The organism is Alterluteimonas muca, assembly GCF_021191595.1.
GTDB classification, from domain to species: Bacteria; Pseudomonadota; Gammaproteobacteria; order Xanthomonadales; family Xanthomonadaceae; genus Luteimonas; species Luteimonas muca.
In genome coordinates this window covers 286,228-300,075 of record NZ_JAIWPS010000002.1, presented here as the reverse complement: position 1 = coordinate 300,075, position 13,848 = coordinate 286,228, and the positions used below count along the sequence as shown (strand labels likewise).

The following is a 13,848-nucleotide window of genomic DNA, read 5'->3' as shown; positions in this document are numbered from 1 at the left end:
TGCGCGCAGGCGGCGGGCACCTTCTCCCGCACGCGGGAGAAGGGTTCCGCGCGCTTCACTCCCGCGTCACGCCCCCATACCCCGGTCGGGCCACCATCGCCTTCTGCCACAGGGACCAGGCGATGAACGCACCCGACCGCCCCGAACTCGACGCCGAGACCCACGCCCGCGTGCAGGAGCTGTTCGCGCTGGTGCGCGCCGGCGATGCCGCCACCCTCGCCCGCCTGCTCGGCATGGGCCTGGTGCCCAACCTGCGCGACGGCAAGGGCGACAGCCTGCTGATGCTGGCCGCCTACCACGGCCATGCCGATGCGGTGCGCGTGCTGCTGCAGCACGGCGCCGATGCGTCCCTTGCCAACGACCGCGCCCAGACCCCGCTCGGCGCTGCCGCGTTCAAGGGCGACATCGACGTGGTGCGCGTACTGATCGAAGGCGGCGCGCCGGTCGACGACCAACCTGACGGCGGCCGCACCGCGCTGATGCTTGCAGCGATGTTCGACCGCGTGGAAATCATCGAACTGCTGCTTGCGCATGGCGCGAACCCGGAGCACGCCGGTGCCGATGGCGCCACCGCGCTTGATCTCGCCCGCGGCATGGGCGCGGAACGTGCGGTACAGCGCCTATCACATCCATCGGAAAGTTCAATCCCCCGAACGCCCAAACCCGGCGTCGAATGACCGATCCTATCGATCCCAGCCATCCAGCGAGGATGCATCTATGAAAGACGACAACAACCAGGGTAATTCCGGCGACCGCAGCCTGACCAACCGCCAGGGCCATCCCATCTGCAACAACCAGTCGCAGCGCACCGTGGGCAGCCGCGGCCCGGCGACGCTCGAGAACTACCAGTTCCTCGAGAAGATCAGCCACTTCGACCGCGAACGCATCCCCGAGCGCGTGGTGCATGCGCGCGGCTTCGTCTGCTATGGCCAGTTCGAGGCCACCGGCAACATCGGCGACGAGCCCGCATCGAAGTACACCCGCGCGAAGATCTTCTCCCAGGCCGGCAAGAAGACCCCGCTGGCGATCCGCTTCTCCACCGTGATCGGCGGCCGTGATTCCTCGGAAACCGCGCGCGACCCGCGCGGCTTCGCGGTGAAGTTCTATACCGAGGACGGCAACTGGGACCTCGTCGGCAACAACCTGGCGATCTTCTTCATCCGCGACGCGATCAAGTTCCCCGACGTGATCCATTCGCTCAAGCCCGACCCGGTCACCTTCCGCCAGGAGCCCAACCGCATCTTCGACTTCATGAGCCAGACGCCGGAGTCGATGCACATGCTCACGCATCTCTTCAGCCCACGCGGCATTCCGGCCAGCTACCGGCACATGGAAGGCTTCGGCGTGAACACCTACAAGATGGTCAACGCCGAAGGGCGGACGGTGCTGGTGAAGTACCACTTCCACCCGCGCTGCGGCGTGGCCAGCCTGACCGCGGCGGAAGCCGCGAAGGTGCAGGGCCAGGACCTGGGCTCGGCCTCGAAGGACCTGTTCGAATCCATCGAGCGCGGCGAATTCCCGCAGTGGGACATGTACGTGCAGATCATGGAGGACCACGACCATCCCGAGCTCGACTGGGATCCGCTGGACGACACCAAGATCTGGCCGGAGAAGGACTTCCCGCTGCTGCACGTGGGCGTGATGACGCTCAACCGCAACGTCGAGGACCACCACAACGAGAACGAGCAGATCGCGATGGGCACCGGCGTGCTGGTCGACGGCCTGGACTTCTCCGACGACAAGATGCTCGTCGGCCGCACGTTCTCGTACTCCGATACCCAGCGCTACCGCGTCGGCTCCAACTACCTGCAGCTGCCGGTGAACCAGCCCAAGGGCGTGCAGCGGGTGCAGACCAACCTCAGGGGCGGCCAGATGTCCTACGGCGTGGACCTTGCCCCGGGGCAGAACCCGCACATCAACTTCGAGCCCTCCATCCACAACGGCCTGCAGGAAGCGCCGGACATGGGCCCGAACAACGCGCCGGAGATCCGCGGTGCGCTCACCCGCAGCGTGATCGAGCGCCGCAACGACTACGTGCAGGCGCGCGGCCGCTTCAACACCATGCAGGACTGGGAGCGCCAGGACCTGATCGACAACATGGGCACCCTGCTCTCGGCCTGCGAGCGCGACGTGCAGGAACGCATGCTGTGGCACTTCTTCCTGGTGCACGACCAGTACGGCCAGGGCGTGGCCGAGAAGCTCGGCATGCGCGTGGACGACGTGCGCCACCTCGAACCGCTGCAGGGCCAGGTGCTGACCGACGAGGACCAGCAGCGCCTGAAGAACCTCGGCAACAACAACGACCCCATCGACCCCGAGGTCTGGGGCCAGTGGACCAGCTCGGTCACCAACCACCCCGCCACCGCCGAGGAAGTGCTGGAAGGCCGCCTCCCCGGCCCGAAGGCGGAGCTGGAAGCGACGGCGGAAGCGTGATGTAGCCGACGCCCGCTACCGGGTGAGTTGAACAGGCGGCGCCGGCAACGGCGCCGCTTCTTTGTGGCCGACGCCCGGGCGGCAGCCATCCTTCGCCGGGTTCGATCGGCATGACCTGCAGGCTCCGCGGACGCGGTGCCGAGGCCGTCGATGTGTGACTCGAGCCAGCAGGCAGTCCTGCTGCCGGTGACGTTCATGAGTGGAGGCGGCGAACCGCCGCTCCTGGTTCACCCCAGCCCCTCGCGCAGACGGGAGAGGGAAGTCAACATCAAGCGCGGCGAGCCTTGTTACACCGTCGACGGCGCCACTTCGCGCAGCTTGCCTTCGTGCAGTTCCAGCACGCGGTCCAGGCGGCGGGCGAGGCTGCGGTCGTGGGTGACCAGTACCAGGCTGGTGCGCTGGGCGCGGTTGAGGTCGAGCATCAGGTCGAACACGGTGGCCGCGGTGCGGTCGTCGAGGTTGCCGGTGGGCTCGTCGCCGAGCACGCAGGCGGGGCGGTTGACCAGTGCGCGCGCCACGGCGGCACGCTGGCGTTCGCCGCCGGAGAGTTCGCCGGGCTTGTGCTGCAGGCGATGGCCGAGGCCGACCGACTCCAGCAGTTCGCGTGCCTTGGGCTCCACCTCGGCGATGGCGGGCGGCTTGCCGCGCTTCTCGCCATCCACTGCCTGCCCGGTGAGCAGCGCCGGCAGCATCACGTTCTCCAGCGCGGTGAACTCGGGCAAGAGGTGATGGAACTGGTAGACGAAGCCGAGCGCGCGGTTGCGCAGCGCGCCGCGCGCGCGATCGGACAGCCTGCTCATGCGGTGGCCGTCGACATACACCTCGCCGGCGGTGGGCACGTCCAGCCCGCCCAGCAGGTGCAGCAGCGTGCTCTTGCCGGCACCGGAGGCACCGATGATCGCCACCGTCTCGCCGGGGTACACGTCGAGGTCGAGGCCGTCGAACACCGGGGTGTTGAGCTTGCCTTCGCGGTAGGTCTTGCCGAGCGCTTCGGCGCGGATGACCGGCATGCCCGGCGTGGCGGTCGGCTCGCCTTCGCGCGGCAGCAGCGTGGTCGGCACGGGGTCGTGATGCTCACTCATAACGCAGCGCCTCCGCCGGGGCGGTGCGCGATGCACGCCATGCCGGGTAGATCGTGGCAAGGAAGGCCATCGCCAGCGCCACCAGCGCGATGATGGTGACGTCGTCGGCGCGCAGCTCGGTGGGCAGGCCGGTGATGTAGTAGACGTCGGGCGGGATCAGCACCACGTCGAACGCGGCTTCGATCGCACGCAGGATGTGTTCGAGGTTGAGCGTGAGCAGCACGCCGCCGACCACGCCGAGCACGGTGCCGATGACGCCGATCAGCGTGCCCTGCACGATGAACACCCGCAGGATGCCGCCGGGCGGCATGCCCAGCGTGCGCATGATGGCGATGTCGGCCTGCTTGTCGGTGACCAGCATCACCTGCGACGACACCAGGTTGAACGCGCCCATCGCGATGATCAAGGACAGCAGGATCGCGATCATGGTTTTTTCCAGCCGGAGCGCGCGGAACATGTTGGCGTTCTCGCGGCTCCAGTCGCTCACCCGGTACGGGCCCTGCAGCGCGATGGCGAGGTCGCGGGCGACATTCCAGGCCTGGTTCATGTCGTGCAGGCGCAGGCGCACGCCGGTCACGCCCTCGCCCAGCCGCTGCACGCGCTGCAGGTCGGCCATGTTGACCAGCGCGAGGTTGCGGTCGAACTGCTGGTGGCCGGCCTCGAACAGGCCGCTCACGGTGTAGCGCTTGAGCTGCGGCACCGCGCCCATCGGCGTGGTTTGGAAGTCGGTGGTGACCACCACGCGGTCGCCGACGCGCACGCCCAGCCACAGCGCGAGCTCGCGGCCGAGGATGATGTTGAAGCTGCCGGCTTCCAGCGAGTCGAACGCGCCTTCCACCATCCGCTCGGCGATCACCGAGACGTTCTTCTCCTGTTCCGGCAGCACGCCCTGCAACAGTGCGGGCTGGCGGTTGGGGCCGGCGATCAGCGCCTCGCTCTGCACATACGGCGCGGCGCCGGCCACGCGTGCATCGCGCCCGGCGATGTCGACCGCGTAGCGCCAGTTCTCCATCGCGCCGCTGTCGGCACTCACCGTGGCATGCGCGGACATCTGCAATAGGCGGTCGCGGATCTCGCGCTGGAAGCCGGTCATCACCGCCAGCGTGGTGATCAGCGCGGCGACGCCGATCGCGATGCCGAGGATGGAGGCGAGCGAGATAAAGGAGATGAAGCCGTTGCGTCGCTTGGCGCGCAGGTAGCGCAGGCCAATGGAGGCGGACAGGGGTCTGAACATCGGGGCTCGCGAGGGACGCCGGCGGTCTGCACCGGCACAAGAGCCTTATGGTGCCATCGACGGTGCCCTGCGCGCAGTGTGCGTGGTGGGCGCGGCCAGTCGGAGTTCACGGCGTGCGGCCGGCGGCAGGGTATCGGGCCACCAGGCGATGCGCTGCGCGCGCCCGTGCGCATCGCGCCAGCGCGCGAACGCCAGTGGCCCGCGCCACGCGAGTTCGAAGCCGTCCACGCCCTGCCCGTCCACCTCGACGCGGCCATTGCCGGGGAAATGCAGCGTGCGTGGCGGCCGGCGTGCCTCGCGGCGTACGACGGAAATGCCGTAGGCGCAGGCCAGCAGCGTGAGCGGCCATGCGGCAATGCGCGGCATCTCGGAGGCGAGGATCGCCACCGGCGCCAACGCGGTCATCAACAGCAGCGCGGCCAGCAGCCAGCGCGAAGGCACCCAGGCGACGGTGCTGCCGTCAGCGCTGTTCCTGGAGCGAACGCATGCGTTCGACAAGACCTCTGAGGCTGGCATCGGGGACGTCCTCGTAGCCCATGAACCAGCGCCAGAGCCTATCGTCCTCGCAGTCCATCAGCTGTAGGAATACCCCGCGTTCCGCGTCGGACGCGGTTGGCCATGCACGGTCGAGATACGCGTTGAACAGCACGTCGAGTTCGCGCATGCCGCGGCGGCAGCGCCAGCGCAGGCGCTTGAGTTCGGCGTCGTCGTGCGTGCTCATGCCTGCGCCAGCAGCCAGCCGAGACGGATCCAGAACAGCAGCAGCACCGCAACCCCGAGCAGGAACACGCGGAAGCGGTGCATCACCTTGTTGTAGCCGCACTGGATGGCGCTGTGGGCGATGCGCAGGGCCACGAAACCCCATGCAAGGGCGACCACCCACGGGTCGCGCACGCCGACCGCCAGCGCCACCGCAACGCCGAAGTAGAACAGCACCGGCAGTTCGAACAGGTTGCGGTAGTTGTCCGACGCGCGGCTGTCGCTGAGCCGCTGCGCCAGCTGCCCCGACAACGCGACCGACTGCGGATGGATGCGCTCGCGCACCATCTCGCCGATGCGCCGGCGGTACATCACCCCGGCCACCACGAAGGTCAGCGCAACCAGCGCCAGGCCGGGCCACAGGATCGGATTGCTGGTCACCATCACTGCCCCCGAACGAATCGCGCCGGCGGCTGCCGGCGCGGGATGATCAACCGTGGCGCGCCAGCATCATCTGCTTGATCTGGCCGATGGCCTTGGCGGGGTTCAGGCCCTTCGGGCAGGTCCGCGTGCAGTTCATGATGGTGTGGCAGCGGTAGAGCTTGAACGGATCTTCCAGGTCGTCCAGGCGCGCGCCGGTGTCCTCGTCGCGGCTGTCGATGATCCAGCGGTAGGCCTGCAGCAGGATCGCCGGGCCGAGGTAGCGGTCGCCGTTCCACCAGTAGCTGGGGCACGCGGTGCTGCAGCAGGCGCACAGGATGCACTCGTAGAGGCCGTCGAGCTTGGCGCGGTCCTCCTTCGACTGCAGGCGCTCGCGGTCCGGCGGCGGCGCGCTCTGCGTGCGCAGCCACGGCTTGATCGAGGCGTACTGGGCGTAGAAGTGCGTGAGGTCGGGCACCAGGTCCTTGACCACCGGCATGTGCGGCAGCGGGTAGATCGGCACGTCGCCGTTGCCCTTGCCGCAGTCCTCGATGGCCTTGGTGCAGGCCAGCGTGTTGGTGCCGTCGATGTTCATCGCGCACGAACCGCAGATGCCCTCGCGGCACGAACGGCGGAAGGTGAGCGTCGGGTCGATCTCGTTCTTGATCTTGATCAGCGCGTCGAGAACCATCGGCCCGCACCTGTCGAGATCGACCTCGTAGGTGTCGACGCTCGGGTTGCGCCCGTCGTCCGGGTTCCAGCGATAGACCTTGAAGGTCCGCACGCGCGTGGCGCCGGCCGCCGGGAAGTGGCGACCTGCCTGGATCTTCGAGTTCTGCGGAAGGGAGAATGCGGCCACGGTCAAATCTCGGTATTGGCAGGCGATTTCGGCGCCAGCTGTGGGACACGGACGGTACGGAGCAGCAGATAGACGACCAGCGCGCCCAGCGGGGTCGCGAAGATCGTCAGCAGCACCCAGAACATGACCTGCGCGAGATGCGCATTGCGCACGTAGAGCATGCGCAGGACCAGCGCCGCGGCGATGACGCCGAGCGCCCAGAACATCATGAACTGATGGCTGAAGACCATACCGGACTCGCTCCTCGTTCGGTCACCCGGTCAGTAGACGCGGGCGACGGGGGGGACGACCTGGACCTCGTCGTCGAGCGTGTACATGTGCACCGGGCGGTAGTCGATGCGGGTGTTGCCGGCCTCGTCCACCCAGCACAGGGTGTGCTTCTGCCACTCGGTGTCGTTGCGGTCGGGGAAGTCCTCGCGGGCATGGGCGCCGCGCGATTCCTTGCGGTTCTCCGCCGACACGATCGTCGCCAGCGCCTGGCCGAGCAGGTTCTGCAGCTCGAAGGTCTCGATCAGGTCGGAGTTCCACGCCAGCGAACGGTCGCTGACCTTGACGTCGGCGAACGACGCGTGGATCTCGCGGATCTTCTGCACGCCGTCGGCCAGCGTCTCGCCGGTGCGGAACACCGCGGCGTCGATCTGCATCGTGCGCTGCATGCGGTCGCGGATCTCGGCGGTCGAGGTGCTGCCGGTGGCGTGGCGCAGCGCGTCGAGATTGGCCAGCGAACGGTCGCAGGCATCGTCGGCAAGGCGCTTGTGCGGGGCGCCGCTCCTGATGGTCTCGGCGCAGCGGTTGGCCACCGCGCGGCCGAACACCACCAGGTCGAGCAGCGAGTTCGAGCCCAGACGGTTGGCACCGTGCACGGACACGCAGGCGGCCTCGCCGATCGCGTACAGGCCCGGCACCACCGCATCCGGGTTGCCGTCCCTGAGCTGGACCACTTCGCCGCGATAGTTCGTGGGGATGCCGCCCATGTTGTAGTGGACGGTGGGGATGACCGGGATCGGCTGCTTGGTCACGTCGACGCCGGCGAAGATCCGCGCGCTCTCGGCGATGCCGGGCAGCTTCTCGTGGATGTCGTTGGGATCGAGGTGGGTGAGGTCGAGGTGGATGTGGTCCTTGTCGGTGCCCACGCCGCGACCTTCGCGGATCTCGATGGTCATCGAGCGGCTCACCACGTCGCGCGAGGCGAGGTCCTTGGCGTTGGGCGCGTAGCGCTCCATGAAGCGCTCGCCCTGGGCGTTGCGCAGGATGCCGCCCTCGCCGCGCACGCCCTCGGTGATCAGGCAGCCGGCGCCGTAGATGCCGGTGGGGTGGAACTGCACGAACTCCATGTCCTGCAGGCCCAGGCCGGCGCGCAGCGCCATGCCGCCGCCGTCGCCGGTGCAGGTGTGGGCGGAGGTCGCGGAGAAGTACGCGCGGCCATAGCCGCCGGTGGCCAGCACCACGCCATGGGCCCGGAACAGGTGCAGCGTGCCCTCGGCCATGTCGAGTGCGAGCACGCCGCGACAGGCGCCGTCCTCGTCCATGATCAGGTCGAGCGCGAAGTATTCGATGAAGAAGCGCGCGTCATGCTTGAGCGACTGCTGGTAGAGCGTGTGCAGCATCGCGTGGCCGGTACGGTCGGCCGCGGCGCAGGTGCGCTGCGCGGTGCCCTTGCCGTAATGCGTGGTCATGCCGCCGAACGGGCGCTGGTAGATCTTGCCTTCCTCGGTGCGCGAGAACGGCACGCCCTGGTGCTCGAGCTCGATGATCGCGGGGATCGCCTCGCGGCACATGTACTGGATGGCGTCCTGGTCGCCCAGCCAGTCCGAGCCCTTGATGGTGTCGTAGAAGTGGAAGCGCCAGTCGTCCTCGCCCATGTTGCCGAGCGCGGCGGAGATACCGCCCTGCGCCGCGACCGTGTGCGAACGCGTGGGGAACACCTTGGTCAGACAGGCGGTCTGCAGGCCCTTGGCGGCAAGGCCGAAGGTGGCACGCAGGCCGGCGCCGCCGGCGCCGACGACGACCATGTCGTACTTGTGTTCGGTGATCTTGTAGGTCGAGGTCATCGTGGGTCTCTGGTTGCGCGGGGGAGGCGGCGGACGGCCTGGGCCCTCACCCCATCCCCTCTCCCGCTTGCGGGCGAGGGGCGAATGTGTCGACGGGAGCCGCTTCGACGGCACCCTCGCCCCGATGGCTCGGGGCTTCGGACACTGCGGAATTACAGGAGCGCGATGCGGGCGATCGCGTACAGCGAGGCCAGCGCGCCGAGCGTGCAGGCGACGATCGCCAGGAACTGCAGGGCGATCTCGAGCGAACGGGCGTGGATGTAGTCCTCGATGATGGTCTGCAGGCCCATCCGCGTGTGCCAGAACATCGACACCGCGAACAGGGTCAGCAGGATCGCGTTCCACGGCCGCGCGATGGTCTCGCGAACGCTGTCGAGGTCGGCGCCGATCATCGACACCAGCAGGCCCACCAGCCACGGCACCAGCAGCGCCAGCACCACCGCGGTCACCCGGATCCACCAGAAGTGCGAGGTGCCCGACTTGCCGGAACCGAGGCCGCGGGCGCGCGCCAGCGGCGTGCGCAGGTCGCGGCGCACCGGTGCGCCGTTCGTGTTCGCCTTGACGTCGCTCATGCCCCACCCCGCAGCGCGACGAACCAGATCGCCGCCGTCAACACCAGCGTCAGGCCGACCACGGCATAGCCGGACCGGTACACCTCGGGCAGCTCGAAGCCCCAGCCCGCATCCCACAGCAGGTGGCGGATGCCGGCGAGCAGGTGGTAGACCATGCCCAGCGAGAACAGGAACAGCGCGACCATGCCGACCGGCGAGGCCAGGCACGCGGCGGCGCGCTCGTAGGCGTCACCGCCCTGCGCCACGGCCAGCAGCCACCACGCGAACACGAAGGCGCCCACGGTGATGCCGATGCCGGCGATGCGGAACAGGATGGACAACAGCGACGTCAGCTGGAACCTGTACGTCTGTCCGAGCATGAAGGGTGACAAAGGGCGTTCGCGATTCGCCATCGCTGGCAATCTCCTCGCTGGCGGCGGTGCCGCGTGGCTGGAATCAGAAGTCGATACAGCGGCCGTTCTTTTCCCAGTCGCCGTATCGGGTGGGTTCGGGGCCGTCGCGTCCGCCGATTTCCACCGGCCTGGGCGTCGGTTCCGTGGCGGGCGTGGCCGCCTGATCCGGATCCGGAGTCGGGACGCTTTCGCCTATCATGGCCGGGTTCTTCACCGCACGGATTCTAGTTCCCACGCCCATGCTCGACAAGTCGGACGCCCTCTCTGGTGATTTCTTCGCCATCCCCGACATCCACGTGATCCGCATGCACGGGCGCGACGCGATCGTGTTCGCGCAGGCGCAATTCATGAACGATGTCGCCGCCCTGGCCGACGGCCAGTGGCAGTGGAACGGCTGGCTGACGCCGAAGGGCCGCGTGGTGGCGCTGTTCGCGGTGCTGCGCGTGGATGGCGAGACCCTGCGCCTGCTGCTGCTCGACGCCGACCCGGCGGGGTTCGTGGAACGCCTGCAGCGCTTCGTGTTCCGCAGCAAGGTCACGCTGGCGTCCGAGGCCGACGTGGCGGTTGCGGGGGCATTCGCCGCGCCGGGCAGCGCCCGTGGCGCGCAGGCTTCGGTCAACGATGATGGCGCGACCGAGCTCGATCTCGGCGGCGTGGACGAGCCCCGCACCCTGCGCATCGGCGCCGGCCCGGCGACCATCGACCCGGTCGCCCACGGCCGCTGGCGTGCACTGGATCTCGCGCATGGCCTGCCGCGGCTGGAGCCGTCGCAGCTGGAGCAATGGACGCCGCAGCAGCTGTCGCTCGATCGCCTGCGCGCCTTCAGCGTGAAGAAGGGTTGCTACCCGGGGCAGGAAATCGTCGCGCGCACACATTTCCTCGGCCAGGTGAAGCGTGGCCTGGCCAGGCTGCACATCGATGCGGCGACGGTCTCCGCTGGCGACGAGGTGGCCGCCGCAACCGGTGGCGGACGCATCGTCTGCAGCCAGGGTGCGGAGGCGCTTGCGGTACTGCCTCTGGATCCCGCGCCGGTCGACCTGCAGGTGGGTGGCACCGCCGCCCGAGCCCTGCCGTTGCTGGACGGCCTGGCGCGCTGATTGCGCGCTTGATCCGGGGCGGCGCGCGGCCCATATTCGCGCACGGTCATCGTTGTGGCGCCCGGACCGCGGACGCATCGGGCAGGACGCCATACCGCTTTCACGCAGTCGATGTATTGATACCGCCTCCAGAGGAAGGGGAACCACCATGCGCTTTGCACCGACCGCCGCCGCCGCGGCGCTTTCCACGCTGTTGCTTGCCGCCTGCGCCAGCCAGGCACCCGCGCCCGAACCGGCGCCGGAACCCGTTCCGCAGCTGCCCTCGACGTTCCTCGAGCGGCTGTCCGCGGACGGTCTGTTCGCGTTCGGCAGTGCCAGCATCGAGGACTTCAGCGTCGAGGGCCGCACCGCGCTCGACGACCTGGCAACGCGCCTGTCGTCGCGCCCGCTCGAGATCGTGCACGTGATCGGCCACAGCGACCGCATCGGCAATGACCGCGCCAACCTGCGCCTGTCCGAGCAGCGTGCCAATGCGGTACGCGACTACCTGATCGACCGCGGCGTACCCGCCGAGCGCATCACCGCCGTGGGCCGCGGCAGCGTGGAGCCGGTGGAGGACTGCGAAGGCATGCGCGGCGACGCGCTGCGCGACTGCCTGGCGCCCAACCGCCGCGTGGAAGTGCGGGTGCAGTTCGCGGATTGAGTTGGACCGGGCCCTCTCCCCGCGCGGGGAGAGGGTCAGCACCACGCAGGCGCGGGCCGCCTCGAACGGCTCAGCCCTGCGCCAGTTCCGCCGCCGCCGCGACGATGTCCTCGTCCGACGGAATCACGAGGAACGCGGCGCCCGCAAGCGGAGTGAAGGTATCCGCGCCGACCACGCGCCGCAGCGGCTTGTGCCCCAGGCCAGCTTCGCTGATCGCGGTGATGATGCCCTCGCCCACGCCGGCGCTTCGGCGGCCCTCGTCGACCACCAGGATACGCGCGCACTCGCCGGCATGACGGGCGATCGCGGCCTCGTTCAAGGGCAGCAGCCAGCGCAGGTCCACCACGCGCACCTTCCAGCCGTGCGCGGCCTCGATCGCACGCGCGGCGCGCAGGCTCATCGGCACGCCGTTGCCGAAGGTGAAGATCACCAGGTCACGGGCATCGGCGTCATACACGCGCTCCTCGCCGAGCGGCATCGCCTCGTCCGGTGACGGGTACGTCGTCAGCCAGCCGCCGTCGCCCGGCTCGTGCAGGTCCTTGGCCATGTACAGCGCGATCGGCTCCAGCAGCGCGCAGACGCGCCCATCCACCTTCGCCAGTGCCACCAGCGTGCGCAGCATGGTGGCGGCATCGTCGCCGCGGCTCGGGCAACCAATGACCAGCCCGGGGATGTCGCGCAGTGCGGTGATCGAGTTGTCGTTGTGGAAATGCCCACCGAAGCCGCGCTGGTAACCCAGCGAGGCGATGCGCATGACCATCGGATTGCGGTACTGGTTGTTGGAGAAGAACTGCAGGCTCGCCGCCTCGCCGCGGATCTGGTCGCAGGCATTGTGGAAATACGCCAGGTACTGGATCTCCGGCAGCGGCAGCAGGCCCATGTTGGCGTAACCCTGCGCCATGCCGAGGATCGTGGTTTCGTCGAGCAGCGTGTTGAACACGCGGCGCGCGCCGAACGCCTTCTGCAGCCCCTTGGTGACGGTGTAGACACCGCCCTTCTGCGCCACGTCCTCGCCGAACAGCAGGACTTCCGGGTACTTGGCGAACAGGTCGTGCAGCGCGGCGTTGATCTGGATGGCGAGATGCTTCGGCCCGGCGTTCTCCGGCAACTTCGCCTCGCCACCGAACGCCTGCAGGCGGCGCTCGTCATAGTCCGCGCGGGCGGCTTCGGCGGCCACCGCGTCGGGCGTGTACGGCGCCAGCGGCGCGACCACGTCGTCCAGCGTCGACAGGCGCGGGCGGCTGTCGGCGTCTTCGGCGGCGGCGAAGCAGCGCTCGCGCGTGGCCTCGTACAGCGCAAGCACCTCGTCCTTCGACATCAACCCGGACTCGAGCGCGATTGATGCCGAGCGCAGCAGCGGGTCGGTCGCCTCCACCGCGCACAGCTCCTCGATCGAGCGCCATTCGATCTCGAAGTCGGTGCCGGCGTGGCCCATGATGCGGGTGGTGCGCAGGTGCAGGAAGGTCGGCCGGCGGGTGCGGCGGCAATGCTCGACCGCACGCTGCACCTCACCGTAGCCGGCGGCGAGGTCGAGGCCATCGGCGGCGAAATAATCCAGGTCGGTGCGGTTGGCGAAATTGCGTGCGATCCAGCCGTCCGGGGTCTTGACCGAGATGCCGATGCCGTTGTCCTCGCAGACGAACAGCACCGGCGCCGGCAGCTTCTGGTAGGCCGTCCAGGCCGCGGCGTTGAACGCGGTCTGCGCGGTGGCGTGGTTGCTCGACGCATCGCCGAACGAGCACACCACGATGCTGTCGTCGGGCACCGGCAGCGCGTGGCCGATGCGGCGGCCGTGCTCGATCGCGATCGCGGTGCCCAGCGCCTTGGGCAGGTGCGAGGCGATCGTGGAGGTCTGCGGCAGCACCCACAACGGCTTGCTGCCCCACACCTTGTGGCGGCCGCCCGATGCCGGGTCGTCCTTGGAAGCGGCGAACGACAGCGCCGAATCCATCACCGGATCCATCCCCGGCAGCTTGCGGAAGCGCTCGGCCATGAAGCCGCCCGAGCGGTAATGCAGGAACGCGGGATCGGTATGCCGGGTGAGCCGGGCGACCATCGCGTTGCCTTCGTGGCCCGAGCTGCCGATGGTGTAGAAGACCTTGTTCTGCACGCGCAGCACGCGCGCCATCAGGTCGAGATGGCGGCTGATCAGCTGGGACTCGAACAGTTCGCGAAAACCGCGTGCGTCCAGCGCGCTGCCGTCGAGGATGGCGTCGTCAGCGGCCGGGCGGGCGTCGGCACGGCCGTCCCAGCCACGCACGGACTCCTGGAAGTTGACGTCGCAGATTTCCGCGCGGTTGAGCCCCTTCATGCGGGCGGGGATCGGACTGGGTACGGCTGCGAACATGTCGATGGAATGCCTGGTC

General features: G+C 68.8%; 16 protein-coding genes. 4 read left to right on the top strand and 12 right to left on the bottom strand.

Annotated features, from left to right (window positions below):
* Positions 1–122: 122 nt before the first annotated feature.
* Both LDO11_RS04660 and LDO11_RS04655 read left to right on the top strand, forming a co-directional pair.
* Positions 123–677, top strand: a complete 555-nt coding sequence (locus LDO11_RS04660) for an ankyrin repeat domain-containing protein (RefSeq protein ID WP_232140529.1) — start codon at positions 123–125, stop codon at positions 675–677.
* A 40-nt stretch (positions 678–717) separates the two neighbouring features.
* Positions 718–2,433, top strand: coding sequence for a catalase (locus LDO11_RS04655; protein WP_255683254.1), 1,716 nt, complete (start codon positions 718–720; stop codon positions 2,431–2,433).
* Between the two features lie 287 nt (positions 2,434–2,720).
* Here the strand turns inward: LDO11_RS04655 and lolD are convergent, their stop codons facing one another.
* The 11 genes from lolD to LDO11_RS04600 form a co-directional block, all read right to left on the bottom strand.
* A complete protein-coding gene (lolD, locus tag LDO11_RS04650) occupies positions 2,721–3,443 on the bottom strand; it encodes a lipoprotein-releasing ABC transporter ATP-binding protein LolD (RefSeq protein WP_129137306.1) in 723 nt (240 codons plus the stop codon).
* Positions 3,444–3,507: 64 nt separating this feature from the next.
* Complete coding sequence (locus tag LDO11_RS04645; protein WP_232140528.1) at positions 3,508–4,749, bottom strand: lipoprotein-releasing ABC transporter permease subunit; 1,242 nt, start codon at positions 4,747–4,749, stop codon at positions 3,508–3,510.
* Between the two features lie 45 nt (positions 4,750–4,794).
* A complete protein-coding gene (locus LDO11_RS04640) occupies positions 4,795–5,190 on the bottom strand; it encodes a hypothetical protein (RefSeq protein WP_232140527.1) in 396 nt (131 codons plus the stop codon).
* Positions 5,191–5,209: 19 nt separating this feature from the next.
* A complete protein-coding gene (locus LDO11_RS04635) occupies positions 5,210–5,470 on the bottom strand; it encodes an FAD assembly factor SdhE (RefSeq protein ID WP_129136298.1) in 261 nt (86 codons plus the stop codon).
* Positions 5,467–5,892, bottom strand: a complete 426-nt coding sequence (locus LDO11_RS04630; RefSeq protein WP_129136299.1) for an MAPEG family protein — start codon at positions 5,890–5,892, stop codon at positions 5,467–5,469. The genes LDO11_RS04635 and LDO11_RS04630 overlap by 4 nt, the downstream gene beginning before the upstream one ends.
* A 46-nt stretch (positions 5,893–5,938) precedes the next feature.
* Positions 5,939–6,727, bottom strand: coding sequence for a succinate dehydrogenase iron-sulfur subunit (locus tag LDO11_RS04625; RefSeq protein ID WP_232140526.1), 789 nt, complete (start codon positions 6,725–6,727; stop codon positions 5,939–5,941).
* A 2-nt stretch (positions 6,728–6,729) separates the two neighbouring features.
* Positions 6,730–6,957, bottom strand: coding sequence for a hypothetical protein (locus LDO11_RS04620; protein WP_232140525.1), 228 nt, complete (start codon positions 6,955–6,957; stop codon positions 6,730–6,732).
* 30 nt (positions 6,958–6,987) lie between these two features.
* Positions 6,988–8,778: a succinate dehydrogenase flavoprotein subunit gene (sdhA, locus tag LDO11_RS04615; protein ID WP_232140524.1), complete on the bottom strand. Its 1,791-nt coding sequence runs from the start codon at positions 8,776–8,778 to the stop codon at positions 6,988–6,990.
* A 152-nt stretch (positions 8,779–8,930) separates the two neighbouring features.
* Positions 8,931–9,350, bottom strand: a complete 420-nt coding sequence (gene sdhD, locus LDO11_RS04610; RefSeq protein WP_232140523.1) for a succinate dehydrogenase, hydrophobic membrane anchor protein — start codon at positions 9,348–9,350, stop codon at positions 8,931–8,933.
* Positions 9,347–9,742, bottom strand: a complete 396-nt coding sequence (sdhC, locus tag LDO11_RS04605; RefSeq protein WP_100322275.1) for a succinate dehydrogenase, cytochrome b556 subunit — start codon at positions 9,740–9,742, stop codon at positions 9,347–9,349. The genes sdhD and sdhC overlap by 4 nt, the downstream gene beginning before the upstream one ends.
* Before the next feature lie 43 nt (positions 9,743–9,785).
* Positions 9,786–9,956 carry a DUF1674 domain-containing protein gene (locus LDO11_RS04600; protein WP_232140521.1) on the bottom strand — a complete coding sequence of 57 codons (171 nt, stop codon included), beginning with the start codon at positions 9,954–9,956 and terminating at the stop codon, positions 9,786–9,788.
* Positions 9,957–9,981: 25 nt separating this feature from the next.
* On the opposite strand from LDO11_RS04600, the gene ygfZ reads away from it, so the two are divergent.
* Positions 9,982–10,839 carry a CAF17-like 4Fe-4S cluster assembly/insertion protein YgfZ gene (gene ygfZ, locus LDO11_RS04595; protein ID WP_232140520.1) on the top strand — a complete coding sequence of 286 codons (858 nt, stop codon included), beginning with the start codon at positions 9,982–9,984 and terminating at the stop codon, positions 10,837–10,839.
* Between the two features lie 148 nt (positions 10,840–10,987).
* On the top strand, positions 10,988–11,482 hold the full coding sequence (locus tag LDO11_RS04590) for an OmpA family protein (RefSeq protein ID WP_129136306.1): 495 nt from the start codon (positions 10,988–10,990) through the stop codon (positions 11,480–11,482).
* A 70-nt stretch (positions 11,483–11,552) separates the two neighbouring features.
* On the opposite strand, the gene LDO11_RS04585 is transcribed toward LDO11_RS04590, so the two are convergent.
* Positions 11,553–13,829, bottom strand: a complete 2,277-nt coding sequence (locus LDO11_RS04585; protein WP_232140519.1) for a thiamine pyrophosphate-dependent enzyme — start codon at positions 13,827–13,829, stop codon at positions 11,553–11,555.
* Positions 13,830–13,848: the final 19 nt, after the last annotated feature.

Coding starts and splice junctions, on each gene's coding strand:
- LDO11_RS04585 (WP_232140519.1), bottom strand. CDS start 13,829: ATGTTCGCAGCCGTACCCAGTCCGATCCCCGCCCGCATGAAGGGGCTC.
- sdhC (WP_100322275.1), bottom strand. CDS start 9,742: ATGGCGAATCGCGAACGCCCTTTGTCACCCTTCATGCTCGGACAGACG.
- ygfZ (WP_232140520.1), top strand. CDS start 9,982: ATGCTCGACAAGTCGGACGCCCTCTCTGGTGATTTCTTCGCCATCCCC.
- LDO11_RS04620 (WP_232140525.1), bottom strand. CDS start 6,957: ATGGTCTTCAGCCATCAGTTCATGATGTTCTGGGCGCTCGGCGTCATC.
- LDO11_RS04635 (WP_129136298.1), bottom strand. CDS start 5,470: ATGAGCACGCACGACGACGCCGAACTCAAGCGCCTGCGCTGGCGCTGC.
- LDO11_RS04630 (WP_129136299.1), bottom strand. CDS start 5,892: ATGGTGACCAGCAATCCGATCCTGTGGCCCGGCCTGGCGCTGGTTGCG.
- lolD (WP_129137306.1), bottom strand. CDS start 3,443: ATGCCGGTCATCCGCGCCGAAGCGCTCGGCAAGACCTACCGCGAAGGC.
- LDO11_RS04590 (WP_129136306.1), top strand. CDS start 10,988: ATGCGCTTTGCACCGACCGCCGCCGCCGCGGCGCTTTCCACGCTGTTG.
- LDO11_RS04660 (WP_232140529.1), top strand. CDS start 123: ATGAACGCACCCGACCGCCCCGAACTCGACGCCGAGACCCACGCCCGC.
- sdhD (WP_232140523.1), bottom strand. CDS start 9,350: ATGAGCGACGTCAAGGCGAACACGAACGGCGCACCGGTGCGCCGCGAC.
- LDO11_RS04655 (WP_255683254.1), top strand. CDS start 718: ATGAAAGACGACAACAACCAGGGTAATTCCGGCGACCGCAGCCTGACC.
- sdhA (WP_232140524.1), bottom strand. CDS start 8,778: ATGACCTCGACCTACAAGATCACCGAACACAAGTACGACATGGTCGTC.
- LDO11_RS04645 (WP_232140528.1), bottom strand. CDS start 4,749: ATGTTCAGACCCCTGTCCGCCTCCATTGGCCTGCGCTACCTGCGCGCC.